Annotated in this window: 10 protein-coding genes and 1 pseudogene; 7 read left to right on the forward strand and 4 right to left on the reverse strand. The window is 61.8% G+C overall.

Features of this window, described 5'->3' with window-relative positions:
• Window positions 1-46: 46 nt before the first annotated feature.
• The 4 genes from polA to AC54AG_RS27060 all read left to right on the forward strand — a co-directional run bounded on the left by polA (window position 47) and on the right by AC54AG_RS27060 (window position 6785).
• Window positions 47-2809, forward strand: a complete 2763-nt coding sequence (polA, locus tag AC54AG_RS27045) for a DNA polymerase I (protein ID WP_496632417.1) — start codon at window positions 47-49, stop codon at window positions 2807-2809.
• Between the two features lie 91 nt (window positions 2810-2900).
• Window positions 2901-3785, forward strand: coding sequence for a dienelactone hydrolase family protein (locus AC54AG_RS27050; protein ID WP_496632418.1), 885 nt, complete (start codon window positions 2901-2903; stop codon window positions 3783-3785).
• 246 nt (window positions 3786-4031) lie between these two features.
• Window positions 4032-4790 (forward strand): ZIP family metal transporter, encoded by a 759-nt coding sequence (locus AC54AG_RS27055; RefSeq protein WP_046683425.1) that lies wholly within the window; start codon window positions 4032-4034, stop codon window positions 4788-4790.
• Between the two features lie 258 nt (window positions 4791-5048).
• Window positions 5049-6785, forward strand: coding sequence for an ABC-F family ATP-binding cassette domain-containing protein (locus tag AC54AG_RS27060; RefSeq protein WP_496632420.1), 1737 nt, complete (start codon window positions 5049-5051; stop codon window positions 6783-6785).
• A 45-nt stretch (window positions 6786-6830) separates the two neighbouring features.
• Here AC54AG_RS27060 and AC54AG_RS27065 read toward each other — a convergent pair whose 3' ends face one another.
• Genes AC54AG_RS27065 through AC54AG_RS27075 form a run of 3 tightly spaced genes read right to left on the reverse strand, consistent with a single transcriptional unit; the run spans window position 6831 to window position 9777 of the window.
• Window positions 6831-7685 (reverse strand): sulfurtransferase, encoded by an 855-nt coding sequence (locus AC54AG_RS27065; protein ID WP_496632422.1) that lies wholly within the window; start codon window positions 7683-7685, stop codon window positions 6831-6833.
• A 13-nt stretch (window positions 7686-7698) separates the two neighbouring features.
• Window positions 7699-8622 carry a DMT family transporter gene (locus AC54AG_RS27070; protein ID WP_496632424.1) on the reverse strand — a complete coding sequence of 308 codons (924 nt, stop codon included), beginning with the start codon at window positions 8620-8622 and terminating at the stop codon, window positions 7699-7701.
• 54 nt (window positions 8623-8676) lie between these two features.
• The gene (locus AC54AG_RS27075) at window positions 8677-9777 is read right to left on the reverse strand and encodes an aromatic ring-hydroxylating oxygenase subunit alpha (RefSeq protein ID WP_496632426.1); all 1101 of its coding nucleotides are present in this window, start codon (window positions 9775-9777) and stop codon (window positions 8677-8679) included.
• Between the two features lie 405 nt (window positions 9778-10182).
• Here AC54AG_RS27075 and AC54AG_RS27080 point away from each other — a divergent pair, with 405 nt between their 5' ends.
• The 3 genes from AC54AG_RS27080 to dxs are packed head-to-tail and all read left to right on the forward strand — an operon-like array spanning window position 10183 to window position 13211.
• On the forward strand, window positions 10183-10434 hold the full coding sequence (locus AC54AG_RS27080; RefSeq protein ID WP_046683420.1) for an exodeoxyribonuclease VII small subunit: 252 nt from the start codon (window positions 10183-10185) through the stop codon (window positions 10432-10434).
• 41 nt (window positions 10435-10475) lie between these two features.
• Window positions 10476-11342, forward strand: a complete 867-nt coding sequence (locus tag AC54AG_RS27085) for a polyprenyl synthetase family protein (RefSeq protein ID WP_257620575.1) — start codon at window positions 10476-10478, stop codon at window positions 11340-11342.
• Window positions 11343-13211 (forward strand): 1-deoxy-D-xylulose-5-phosphate synthase, encoded by a 1869-nt coding sequence (gene dxs / locus AC54AG_RS27090; RefSeq protein ID WP_338680818.1) that lies wholly within the window; start codon window positions 11343-11345, stop codon window positions 13209-13211.
• A 48-nt stretch (window positions 13212-13259) separates the two neighbouring features.
• Here dxs and AC54AG_RS27095 read toward each other — a convergent pair.
• Window positions 13260-13458 (reverse strand): annotated as a pseudogene (locus tag AC54AG_RS27095) (IS1595 family transposase); the annotation flags it as partial.

The raw sequence follows: 13458 nt of genomic DNA on the forward strand, positions 1-13458 counted from the left end.
GCTGTTTCTTCCCGGCTGGCGCGGCTCACCTTATTTTATTGGCATTATGCAAAACACCCTGCTGTTAGTCGACGGTTCCAGTTACCTTTATCGTGCCTTCCATGCGCTGCCCGACCTGCGCAGCCCGGACGGCTATCCCACGGGCGCCATGCACGGCATGGTTAACATGCTGCGTCGTTTGCGCGCCGACTATCCGGCCGCCTACATCGCCTGCGTGTTCGATGCCAAAGGGAAAACTTTCCGCGACGACATGTATCCAGAGTACAAGGCGACGCGCGCCTCGATGCCGGACGACCTGCGCTTGCAGATCGAACCGATCCACGAAGCCGTGCGCGCCATGGGCTGGCCGATTTTGATGGTCGACGGCGTGGAAGCGGACGACGTGATTGGGACCCTGGCCGTGCAGGCGGCCGCCGCCGGCATGAACGTGGTGGTGTCGACGGGCGACAAGGACCTGGCGCAGCTGGTCAACAGCCAGGTGACCCTGATCAATACCATGAGCAATGAAAAGCTCGACGAAGCGGCCGTGCTGGTCAAATTCGGCGTGCCGCCGAACCGCATCATCGATTATCTGTCGCTGATCGGCGATACGGTCGACAACGTGCCGGGCGTATCGAAATGCGGTCCGAAGACAGCCGTCAAATGGCTGACCTTGTACGACAGCCTGGAAGGCGTGATGGAAAACGCGGCCAGTGTGGGCGGCGCCGTGGGAGAAAACCTGCGCACGGCCCTGCCATGGCTGCCGCAAGCGCGCGCCTTGATCACCGTCAAGACCGATTGCGATTTGTCCGGGCACATGACGACGATCACCGACTCGCTGGTGGCGAAACACGAAGACAAGGAAGCGCTGCTGGCCTTCTTCAACCGCTACGGCTTCAAGGCCCTGCTGCGCGAACTGGGCGCGGCGCCGCCGCCGATGTCTCCCGTTGGCGCACCGACAGTTGCCGGTGCCACCATCGCGAATACGACGGGCGACATGTTCGCCGATGCCGCGCCAGCAGTCGAGGCCGTGTATGAAACCGTGCTGACGGATGAGCAGCTCGATAAATGGATCGCGCTGATCGATGCGGCGCCCTTGACGGCTGTCGACACGGAAACCACGTCGCTGGAACCGATGACGGCGCAAATGGTCGGCATTTCCCTCTCCGTTGCCGAACACAGCGCCTGCTACATCCCGCTGGCCCACGATTACGCTGGCGCGCCGGAACAGTTGACGCGCGAACACGTGCTGGCGAAACTGCGCCCGTGGCTGGAAGATGCCAACAAGCCCAAGCTGGGCCAGAACCTGAAATACGACAGCCACATCTTCGCCAACCACGGCGTGACCCTGCGCGGCATCGCCCACGATACCCTGCTCGAATCGTATGTGTTCGAATCGCACAAGAAGCACGACATGGACAGCCTGGCCCTGCGCCACCTGAACTACACGACGATCCCGTTCGAGGACGTGTGCGGCAAGGGCGCCAAGCAGATCACCTTCAACCAGGTGGAAGTGGAGCAGGCGGCGAAATACGCGGCCGAAGATGCCGACGTCACCTTGCGTTTGCACAATGCCATGTGGGGCAACGTGGCGGGCGATTACAAGCTGACCTTCATCTATGAAAAGATCGAGATGCCGACGGCCGTGGTCTTGCAAAAGATCGAGCGCAACGGCGTGCTGATCGATGACGAGTTGCTCAACATCCAGTCGGCCGAGCTGGCCGTGAAAATCCTGGAACTGGAAAAGAAGGCGTATGAACTGGCCGAGCAGCCGTTCAATCTCGGTTCGCCCAAGCAGATCGGCGAGATTTTCTTCGAGAAGCTGAAACTGCCGGTGGTCAAGAAAACCCCGACGGGCGCGCCATCGACGGATGAAGAAGTGCTGCAAAAGCTGGCCGAGGATTATCCGCTGCCCAAAGTGCTGCTCGAATACCGCGGCATGGCCAAGCTGAAGTCGACCTATACCGATAAATTGCCGAAGATGATCAACGTCACGACGGGCAGGGTGCATACGAACTATGCGCAAGCCGTGGCCGTGACGGGGCGATTAGCGTCGAACGACCCGAACTTGCAGAATATTCCCATCCGCAGTGCGGAAGGGCGCCGCATCCGCGAAGCCTTCATCGCGCCGCCCGGCAGCCACATCGTCTCGGCCGACTATTCGCAAATTGAATTGCGTATCATGGCGCACATCTCGGGCGACGAAGCCATGCTGCGCGCGTTTGCCGACGGCATCGACATTCACCGCGCCACGGCCGCCGAAATCTTTGGTGTGCCAGCCGCGGAAGTGCAGAGCGAACAGCGTCGCTACGCCAAGGTCATCAACTTCGGCCTGATCTACGGCATGAGCGCATTCGGCCTGGCCGGTAACCTGGGCGTGGACCGTACGGCCGCGCAAAGCTATATCGACCGCTACTTCGCGCGTTTTTCTGGCGTGAAACAGTACATGGAAGACACGCGCCAGCAAGCGAAGGCGCGCGGCTACGTGGAAACCGTGTTCGGCCGCCGTTTGTGGTTGCCGGAAATCAATTCGCCAAACGGCCCGCGCCGCCAGGGCGCCGAACGGGCGGCGATCAACGCGCCGATGCAGGGCACGGCCGCCGACCTGATCAAGCTGGCCATGATCGCCGTGCAAGGCTGGCTGGAAACGGACAACTTGCAGACGAAGATGATCATGCAGGTGCACGATGAACTGGTGCTGGAAGTGCCGGATGCGGAACTGGAACTGGTCAAGCGCAAGCTGCCGGAACTGATGGCCAGCGTGGCCGCGCTGAAGGTGCCGCTGACGGCGGAAGTGGGCGTCGGTAAAAATTGGGACGAAGCGCATTAACAATGTGACATAGCAGCAATGACCGTAGGTCGGCTTAGCGCGCAGCGCGTAAGCCGACATTTTTTGTCAACACACCTTTCAGGAGAAACGCATGAGCGACATGATCACCGATTGTGAAAGTTTGCTGGGCCAGAGCAGCTTGTCCGGGCCGGATGGCCGGCGTGGTTTCCTGAAGGTGGCGCTGGGCACGGGCTTTGCCGTGGCCGTGCTGCCCGTGGCGGCGCAAAACGTCATCAAGACGGATTCCGCCGGGCTCGTCACGGGCAGCATGTCGGTGATGGTCGATGGCCAGGCCGTGCCCGTGTATGCGGCCCAGCCGGAGGGTAAGACGGGTTTGCCCGTGGTACTGGTCATTTCGGAAATTTTTGGCGTGCATGAACATATCGCCGACATGGCGCGCCGTTTCGCCAAGCAGGGCTACCTGGCGCTGGCGCCCGATCTGTTCGTGCGCCAGGGCGACCCGACCAAAGTGGGCAGCATCCCGGAGTTGATGAAAGGCATTATCGCCAAGACCCCGGACGCGCAAGTGATGACGGACCTCGATGCGGTGGTGGCGTGGGCGAAACAGAATGGCGGCGACACGAGTCGCCTGGGCATCACGGGTTTCTGCTGGGGCGGGCGCATCACGTGGCTGTACGCGGCGCACAATCCGGCCGTCAAGGCGGGCGTGGCCTGGTATGGCCGCCTCGTGGGCGAGCCCAATCCCTTGCAGCCAAGCAACCCCATCGATATTGCCGCCACCTTGAAGGTCCCCGTGCTGGGCTTGTATGGCGGCAAGGATACGGGCATCAGCCAGGAATCGATCGCGAAGATGAAGGAGGCGCTGGCCAAGGGCGGCAACAAATCGGAGTTTGTCGTGTACCCCGATGCGGGCCACGCCTTCAATGCCGATTACCGTCCCAGCTACGTGGCGGCCGATGCGAAAGACGGCTATGCGCGTTGTCTCGCCTGGTTCAAGCGCCACGGCGTGGCGTGACGACGCAACAGAAAAACACCGCATTTCCCAGAAATTGGCGCGAAAGGCGCACCGGGCTGTAAAATGCCCGCTGCGCGCCAATGCAGTACAATTGCATCTTCATCGCGCGACGCTGCCGCCAAACGCGCAAAAAATTAAACAATAGATAACAACGCATTCATCAGGCCAGACGCCAGCATCGCGGGCGCCAGTGACCCGGCGCCATTTTGAGGTAAGAAAATCATCGATCCCGTCCTTATATCCATTTTGCTCGCGACCACGATCGCGGGTGTGTTGAGCATTACCGCGGCGGCGATCTTTTCGTTTGCATTCCTGTCCAAAGTGGTCGAGCGCATGGTCAGCTTGTCCGTCGGCATCATGTTGTCGACATCCTTGCTGCACGCCTTGCCCGAAGCGTTCGAATCGCAGGCGGATCCACGCACCCTGTTCGCTACCCTGCTGGCGGGCTTGCTGGCCTTCTTCATGCTGGAAAAATTCGCCATCCTGCGCCATTCGCACCACCACGAAGGCGATGGACACCACCATGCGCACGGGCACGACAAGCACGAGGCGGGCAAGGCCGGCTGGATGATACTCGTTGGCGACGGCATGCACAATTTTACGGACGGCATCCTGATCGCGGCCGCCTTCCTGGCCGACCCGAAGCTGGGCCTGGTGACGGGCCTGGCCATCATCGCGCATGAAATCCCGCAGGAAATCGGCGATTTCATCGTGCTGCTCAACGCCGGCTTCTCGCGCCTGCGCGCCTATATCTTCAACCTGCTGTGCAGCCTGATGGCGGTGGCGGGCGGCCTGCTCGGCTATTTCACCCTGGACCGCGCCAGCAATCTGATTCCTTACGTGCTCGTGTTCGCCTCGTCCGGCTTCATCTATATCGCCTTGTCCGACCTGATGCCGCAGATGCAGCGCCGCGCCACCTTGCGCGAAACCATTCCGCAAGTGCTCCTGATCGCGCTGGGCGTGTGCATCGTGCTGTTCCTGACGCACAAGCGCCACGGCGGTTGATGTACTGACTGTGTGGGTGTAGTATTGCCTTTCTGACTAACTTGCACAGAAAGGAGGAAAATATGGAAATTTTTATGCTCGCCCTATGGGATGCGCGTTCTTTAAGCACATTTGCCAGCTCTTGCCCACGTTCTATCGCGCTGCGATAACCGGGTCAGAGCAAAGTCACCCCTCTCATATAGAGTCTTTCTCGGCTCATGGTTGTCGTTAGCGCTCCTGTTAACGCGGATGCTTGCATCCCGAACAAAGACAAGAGCCATGACTACCCTTATCTCGACACAAGCTTTACAGCTGGATACCCACGACGGTTTCCTGTTCAACGAACTCGCCTTTACCTTGCTCCAGGGCGACCGCATCGGCCTGATCGGCCACAATGGCTGCGGCAAATCCACCTTGCTGGGCCTGCTCAGCGGCACGCGGGAAGCCTCGTCCGGCACCATTCATTACGCCCGTGCCTGCCGCTTGCAGCACGTGGAACAGCATTTGCCAGTCGAACTTGCCAGCCTGAGCCTGTACGACGCCTTGCTGGCGCCGGTGCTGGACCAGCCGGAACTGCATTGGCGTGTCGACAGCCTGCTGGCCGAACTGGGCTTCGACCAGGAAACCGCGCAAGTGCCCGTGCATTCGCTGTCCGGCGGCCAGCACACGCGGTTGCTGCTGGGGCGCGCCCTGCTGCAGGAACCGAACGTGCTGCTGCTCGACGAACCGAGCAATCACCTGGACTTGCCGTCGCTGCTGTGGCTCGAGCAATTCCTGCTGGCCTGGCGCGGCGCCTTCATCCTCGTCTCGCACGACCAGCGCCTGCTCGACAACGTGGCCACGCGCAGCTGGATCTTGCGCGATAGCCGCCTCTACGACTTCGACTTGCCGTGCGGTCCCGCGCTGGCGGCGCTGGCCGAAGCGGATATGGCCGCTGCCGCCCGGCATGCGGCCGAACAGAAGGAAATCGACCGCCTGGCCGTCAGCAGCACCCGCCTGGCCATGTGGGGCAAGGTCTACGATAACGTCGGCATGGCGCGCAAGGCCAAAAACATGCAGCGGCGCATCGACAAACTGCAGGATGAACAGTCGTTCGTCAGCGAGGGCGCACCGTGGCGCTTGAGCTTGCGCGGCAAGGCGCTGGCGGCCGACCAGCTGCTGGCGCTCGATGGCCTGGACGTGCGCGCCGTGCTCGCCTCGCCGCTGTTGTTCCACGTCGGCCAGCTGTGGCTGAAACCGGGCGACCGCATCGCCTTGCTGGGCGCCAACGGCAGCGGCAAGTCGTCCTTGCTGCGCCTGTGCTGGCAAGCGATACAGGCGCAGGAGGAGCGCAGTGACCTGCGCTACCACCACGCCGCCAACATCGGTTACTACGACCAGTCGCTCAAGCAGCTGTCCGATGACGCCGACCTGTCCGACGCCCTGTATCCGTTTGCCGTGCAGAACGAGGCCGCGCGCAGCCAGGTGGCGCGCAAGCAGGCCTTGATCTCGGCAGGTTTTCCCTATGCGCGCCATGGCCAGACGGTGGCGACCCTGAGCGGCGGCGAACGGGCGCGGCTGTTGTTCCTGGGCTTGTCGCTGGCCAGCTACCACTTGCTGCTGCTGGACGAGCCGAGCAATCACCTGGACATGCAGGGCAAGGCGGAACTGGGACAAGCCTTGCACGGCTTTGCGGGTGGCTGTTTATTGGTATCGCACGACCGCGACCTGATCGAGACGGCGTGCAACCGTTTTTGGGTGGTGGCCGATGGCCAGCTGGAAGAGTGGCCCGATGCGGCCAGCGCGTATGCACGGCTCAGTGTGGAAGATGGGCAGGCGTTGACGCCCGTGCCGCGCGTGGAGCATGCATCTGCGGTACTGGCGGACGTCGACGTGCAGCTGGAACGCTTGTGCGAACTGGAGCAATGGCTGGCGGAAGACCTGGCCCGCAAGCCGCGTCACCAGAAGCCGGCCAGCCAGCAGGCGTGGCTGGCGGAGCTGGAACGGCTGAATCAGGCGCTGGGGATAACGTCGTAGTTATCCACTGGTAAAAGGTGGCGGACCAGTTGGTCCGCCATTTTTTTATTCAGTGCCCGTCGCCACAGGCCGCGCCGGATCGGCGCACCATTCGCTCCACGAGCCCGGATACAGGGCCGCGCCCGGCAAGCCGGCCACTTCCAGGGCCAGCAGGTTGTGGCAAGCCGTCACGCCGGAGCCGCACTGCAGGACGGCCGCTTGCGGTGAGTCTATCAATGCGCTGAAGTCGCGTTGCAGTTCGTCCGCGCTCTTGAAACGGCCGTCGGCTTGCAAGTTATCCTTGAAGAAACGGTTTTTCGCGCCGGGGATGTGGCCGCCCACGGGGTCGATGGTTTCGTTTTCGCCGCGATAGCGGTCGGGCGCGCGCGCGTCGATCACCGTCAGTGCCTGTGTTTCCAGGTTGGCGATGACGTCCTGCACGCTGACCGTGCGCGTCAGGCTGGTTTTTTCCGTGATGTTGCCCACAGGGCGGGGCGCTACCGGCGTGACCAGGGGCAAGCCTTGCGCCTGCCAGGCGGCCAGGCCGCCGTCGAGCACGGCGACGGCCGGATGGCCGAGCCAGCGCAGCAGCCACCATAAACGGGCGGCGAACATGCCGCCCTGGCCGTCATAGGCGACCACTTGCGTGTCGTCATTGATGCCCCAGCCGCGCAAGGTGGCCAGCAGGACGTTGCGGTCGGGCAAAGGATGACGTCCCGTAAAGTCCGCGCCGCGCGCCGTCTTGGGGCCGGACAGAGCCGTATCGATATCGGCGAACTGCGCGTTCTGGATGTGCCCGGCGGCAAACGCGTCGCTGCCCGCATTGGGGTTAAGCAAGTCGTGGCGGCAATCGAGGATCACCCAGTTGCTGTCGTTCAGGTGGCTGGCCAGTTCGCTGGCCTGGATCAAGGTGGTGTACATCGGAAACGCTCCTTTACACTTCGCTGGCAATCGGATCCGTGCGCGTGATCGCCGCGCCACGGGCCGTGTTGCGGGTATTGTAATAGGTTGCCGCGATGCCGGAAGCGAGAATGATGCCGATGCCGGTCCAGCCGTGCCAGTCGAACAGGTCGCCAAAGATTACCACGCCCCAGAAGCTGGAAAAGACGATGCCCGTGTATTGCAGATTGGCCACCACGAGGGTCTTGCCCAGGCGATAGGCGCGCGTCATGGCCATCTGCGCCATGGTGGCGCACAGGCCGATGGCGGCCAGCAAGCCGATGCCGTAGGCGCTTGTGTGCGCATGCCAGACGACGGGGCCGCCGCCGGCGCTGGCCACGTGGCCGATCACGCCAGCGAGGAAATTGACGACCGAGAAATAAAACACGACCCGGTATTCGGGTTCGCCCAGCAAGCCCAGCTTGCGTACTTGCAAATAGGCGAGGGCCGACAGCATGCCGGAAATCAAGGCCGTGATGGCGCCGGCCAGCTGGTCCGTCTCGAACACGGGCTGCAGCAGCAGGGTCACGCCGACAAAGCTCATGGCGATGGCCGCCACCAGCGGCCACTCGACCTGTTTCATGCCTTTCCAGAAGCCGCCGGCCAGCAGGATCACGGCGATCCAGATGGGCGCCATGTAATTCAAGGTCATGGCCGTGGCCAGCGGCAGGATGGCGATCGCATAAAACCACAGCCACAGGGCGATCACGCCCACCACGCCGCGCCACAGATGCTGGCCCGGCATCGTGGTTTTGAAGCTGCCGCCCTGGTAGAGGATGGTGCAGCTCATGACGATCATGCCGATGATGCCGCGGTACATGACGATTTCGGACGTCGAATACATATCCGACGCCAGCTTGACGCACACGCCCATGATGGCGAACATGAAACTGGCAAATAGCATCCAAAGCGATTGCATGAGAAATCCTGACGATGAAAAAGAAAAGGCCGCGCAATGCGGCCCTGGAGGGAATTACAGTTCGATATTATTGCGGTACCACTCGTGGAAATGCTGCATGCCATCTTCCATGGGCGACTGGTAAGGGCCCACTTCGCTGACACCGCGCACCATCAGGGCCTTGCGGCCCGCATCCATGCGCTGGGCGATTTCATCGTCCTCGACGCAGGTTTCCATGTAGGCAGCCCGTTCCGCTTCGACGAAGTCGCGCTCGAACAACACGATTTCTTCCGGATAATAGAACTCCACCACGTTGCGCGTTTTTTGCGGGCCATCGGGCCACAGGGTCGAGACGACCAGCACGTGCGGATACCATTCGACCATGATGTTCGGATACAGGGTCAGCCAGATGGCGCCATACGGCGGCGCTTCGCCGCCACGGAATTGCAGCACCTGCTCCTGCCATTTCTTGTAGGCAGGCGAACCGGCCTGCTGCAAGCCGCGGTGCACGCCCACCGTTTGCACGCTGTAATCCTTGCCGAATTCCCAGCGCAGGTCGTCGCAGCTGACGAAGCTGCCCAGGCCCGGGTGGAACGGTTCGACGTGATAATCCTCGAGGTAGACTTCGATGAAAGTCTTCCAGTTGTAGTCGCACTCGTGGATTTCCACGTGGTCGAACATGTAGCCGGAAAAATCGAGGTCTTTCGAGACGGACAAATCTTTCAATTTTTCCATCACGTTGTAGCCATTCTGTTCGAACAGCAAACCATTCCAGCTTTGCAGCGGCGTTTTCGACAGGTTCAGGCACGGCGTCTCGGGGAAATGCGGCGCGCCGATCAGTTCACCCTTGAGGTCGTAGGTCCAGCGGTGCAGCGGGCAGACGATATGGTTCGCGTTGCCGCGGCCGTTGAACATCAGCGCCTGCCGGTGGCGGCATACGTTGGACAGCACTTCGATGCCGTTGGCGTTGCGCACGAGCATACGCCCTTCGTTCTCAGACGCCAGGGTCGCAAAATCGCCGGTTTCCGGCACCATCAGCTCGTGCCCGACATAGCGCGGGCCGGCTTGGAACAATTGCTGCATTTCACGCTGCAACAGCGTTTCGTCAAAATAGACGTGGACCGGAAGTTGCGCGTTTGAGCGCGCCAGCTTGGCGTGAGTAGCCAGATCGGACATCCCAACCCCCCATAAATGTACAACGGTCAGCAGTGCCCCAGGCCATTCCCTGGGCAACCGCTACAGAGAGAAAGAATCCGCAAAGACCTGAATTCAAATTTGTTGAAACGGTATTTCGGACAGAACCGGCGATTATAGCGCGTATCGGCCTCGGCATTGCCAAAACCCCCCGGTAAATAGTCTATTAATGAGAAACATTGTCATTTGGCGCGCAATTTCCGGTAGATGGGGACGATTGCGCTAAAATCCACTGACAAGCTGGCAACGCTATTGACTTTGAGCGCGCCGATTGCGCTTTAGTTTTCACTTAATAGTGTGGTTTGTTCTAAAATAACGCTTCTATGCTGGCCGGGAATCCCCGGCGTCTCCCTACAAGCCCCTCGTGCCACGAAGAGATCTGAGTTTATGTCGAAGAAATTAACTGCCGCTGCCGCAGCGCCGGCCTCGTTTGAAGAGGCGATGGCGGAACTGGCGCAGCTGGTAACGCAAATGGAAGCGGGCCAGTTGCCGCTGGAAGCATCGGTCGCGGCGTATCAGCGCGGCTCGGAACTGGTCAAGTATTGCGCTACCCAGCTCGACAGCGTTGAAGCGCAGGTGAAAGTTTTGGAAGGCGACATGTTGAAACCGTTCGTGGATGCCGGCGAGGCCGCCCAATGATGGCCAGCGTGCAACAAGACGGCGTCACCTTCGGCGACTGGATGCAATCGACCCAGTCCGGCGTGGAAGGCCGGCTCGACCAGTTCCTGCCGGCGGCAGATGTCGTGCCGCACAAGCTGCACGCGGCCATGCGCTATGCGCTGTTGGGCGGCGGCAAGCGCGTGCGCCCGCTGCTGGTGATGGCGGCGGGTGAATTGTTTGATGCCGATCAAGATACCCTCGCGCGCGCAGCTTGCGCGCTGGAAATGATTCACGTGTATTCGCTCGTGCATGACGATATGCCATGCATGGATGACGATGCCTTGCGCCGTGGCAAGCCCACCGTGCACATCGCCTACGATGAAGCAACGGCACTGCTGGTCGGCGACGCGCTGCAATCGCAGGCGTTCATGCTGCTGGCCGACGGCGCGGCCATTCCTCCGGCGCGGCAGATGGCCATGCTCAAGCTGCTGGCGCACGCCTCGGGTTCGGCAGGCATGTGCGGCGGCCAGGCGATCGATCTCGACAGCGTCGGCCTGGCCTTGACCTTGCCGCAGCTGGAACAGATGCATCAGTTGAAAACAGGCGCCTTGCTGCGTGCGGCCGTGATCCTCGGCGCGCTGGCCGGCAAGGATTTGACGCCAGACGAGATGACGGCGCTGAACGCGTATGCGCGCGCCGTCGGGCTGGCGTTCCAGGTGGTCGACGATGTGCTCGACGCCACGGCCGACTCGGCCACCCTGGGCAAGACGGCAGGCAAGGATGCGGCTGCCAACAAGCCTACTTACGTATCGATACTGGGGCTGGAGCCATCGAGAGCCCTGGCAGAACAATTGCGGTGCGACGCCCATGCGGCGCTGGCGCCATTCGGGGACAAGGCACGCCGTCTGCGCGAGCTGGCGGACCTGGTCGTGCAGCGGAAGGCATAAATGAAACTGTTAGAAACCATCAATGAACCAGCGCAAGTGCGCAAGCTGGCCCGCTCGCAACTGGTGCCGCTGGCCCAGGAACTGCGCAGCTTCCTGCTTGACTCCGTCTCCAAGACGGGCGGCCACCTGTCGTCCAACCTGGGTACGGTCGAGCTGACCGTCGCGCTGCATTACGTGTTCAACACGCCGCATGACCGCATCGTCTGGGACGTGGGCCACCAGACTTATTCGCACAAGATACTGACGGGCCGCCGCGAGCGCATGCATACCTTGCGCCAGAAAGACGGCATTTCCGGCTTCCCGAAGCGCGACGAAAGCGAATACGATACCTTCGGCACGGCGCACTCGTCGACGTCGATCTCGGCCGCGCTGGGCATGGCGCAGGCCGCCAAGATCAAGGGCGACCCGCTGCACGCGATCGCCGTGATCGGCGACGGTTCGATGACGGCCGGCATGGCCTTCGAGGCGATGAACAATGCGGGCGTGCAGGAAGACGTCAACCTGCTGGTGATTTTGAACGACAACGATATGTCGATCTCGCCGCCCGTGGGCGCGCTGAACCGTCACCTGGCGCGCTTGATGTCGGGCCAGTTCTATGCGGCGGCGAAAAATGTCGGCAAGTCGGTGTTGCCCGGCCCCGTGCTGGAACTGGCGAAGCGCTTTGAGGAGCACGCCAAGGGCATGGTTGTGCCGGCCACCATGTTCGAGGAATTCGGTTTCAATTACATCGGTCCCATCGATGGCCACGACCTCGATTCGCTGATCCCGACCTTGCAAAACATCAAGCAATTGAAGGGCCCGCAATTCCTGCACGTGGTCACCAAGAAGGGCCAGGGCTACAAGCTGGCCGAGGCCGAACCGATTTTGTACCACGGCACGCCGAAGTTCAATCCGGCCGAGGGCATCAAGCCGGCCACGGCGCCGGGCAAGATGACGTACACGGAAGTGTTCGGCAACTGGCTGTGCGACATGGCCGCGCACGACAAGCGCCTGGTGGGCATCACGCCGGCCATGCGCGAAGGCTCGGGCATGGTGAAATTTGAACAGCAATTCCCGAACCGCTATTTCGACGTCGGCATCGCCGAGCAGCATTCCGTGACCTTCGGCGCCGGTCTGGCTTGCGAAGGCTTGAAACCCGTCGTGGCCATCTATTCGACTTTCCTGCAGCGCGCCTACGACCAGCTGATCCACGACGTGGCCCTGCAAAACCTGGACGTGACGTTCGCGCTGGACCGGGCCGGCCTGGTGGGCGCCGATGGCGCCACGCACGCGGGCAACTACGACATGGCGTTCTTGCGCTGCATCCCGAACATGGTCGTCATGGCCGCGTCCGACGAAAACGAATGCCGGCAAATGCTGACGACGGGCTACCATTATCCGGGCCCGGCAGCGATCCGCTATCCGCGCGGCGCCGGTGCCGGCGTGGCCATCGTGCCGGAACTGACCAGCATTGAAATCGGCAAGGGCGAGCTCAAGCGCCAAGGCAAGCGCATTGCCATCCTGGCCTTTGGCTCGATGGTGGCGCCGAGCGTCGCGGCGGGCGACAAGCTCGACGCGACGGTGGCCAACATGCGCTTCGTCAAGCCGCTTGACGTGGCGCTGGTGAAACAGCTGGCCGCGGAACACGATTACCTGGTGACGGTGGAAGAGGGCTGCATCATGGGCGGCGCCGGCTCGGCCGTGGCCGAAGCGCTGGCGGCAGAGGGGATCGTCAAGCCGATCCTGATGCTGGGCTTGCCCGACACCTTCATCGACCATGGCGATCCCGTGCAACTGCTGAAAAGCGTGGGCCTGGACGCCACCGGCATTGCCGCCTCGATCGAGCAGCGCTTTGGTGCCACGCAGCCGCGCCTGGCTGTCGTCAGCTAAATTTATCTGTCGACAGGAAAAGCGGCACTGCGGTGCCGCTTTTTTTGGCTATGTCACCGTCAGATGTGGGAACGCGCCCAGCGTTGCTCTCAATAACGTTTCCGGTGAACGGATGCGCCCGGCGTCGAGTATCCAGCGCCACCCCAGATAATTTGGCAGGTAGCGCGTCGCTACGCCGTGAAACGGCCCCAGCCATTGCCGCAAACGGCTGTGATACGCATTGACGTTCTGCACGTGGGCGGCGCCC

The organism is Janthinobacterium sp. BCJ23 (assembly GCF_059617945.1).

What these genes read in the sequence shown, in the direction of transcription:
- polA (WP_496632417.1), top strand. Translation starts at nt 47, where the DNA reads ATGCAAAACACCCTGCTGTTAGTCGACGGTTCCAGTTACCTTTATCGT.
- AC54AG_RS27050 (WP_496632418.1), top strand. Translation starts at nt 2,901, where the DNA reads ATGAGCGACATGATCACCGATTGTGAAAGTTTGCTGGGCCAGAGCAGC.
- AC54AG_RS27060 (WP_496632420.1), top strand. Translation starts at nt 5,049, where the DNA reads ATGACTACCCTTATCTCGACACAAGCTTTACAGCTGGATACCCACGAC.
- AC54AG_RS27065 (WP_496632422.1), bottom strand. Translation starts at nt 7,685, where the DNA reads ATGTACACCACCTTGATCCAGGCCAGCGAACTGGCCAGCCACCTGAAC.
- AC54AG_RS27070 (WP_496632424.1), bottom strand. Translation starts at nt 8,622, where the DNA reads ATGCAATCGCTTTGGATGCTATTTGCCAGTTTCATGTTCGCCATCATG.
- AC54AG_RS27075 (WP_496632426.1), bottom strand. Translation starts at nt 9,777, where the DNA reads ATGTCCGATCTGGCTACTCACGCCAAGCTGGCGCGCTCAAACGCGCAA.
- AC54AG_RS27080 (WP_046683420.1), top strand. Translation starts at nt 10,183, where the DNA reads ATGTCGAAGAAATTAACTGCCGCTGCCGCAGCGCCGGCCTCGTTTGAA.
- AC54AG_RS27085 (WP_257620575.1), top strand. Translation starts at nt 10,476, where the DNA reads ATGCAATCGACCCAGTCCGGCGTGGAAGGCCGGCTCGACCAGTTCCTG.
- dxs (WP_338680818.1), top strand. Translation starts at nt 11,343, where the DNA reads ATGAAACTGTTAGAAACCATCAATGAACCAGCGCAAGTGCGCAAGCTG.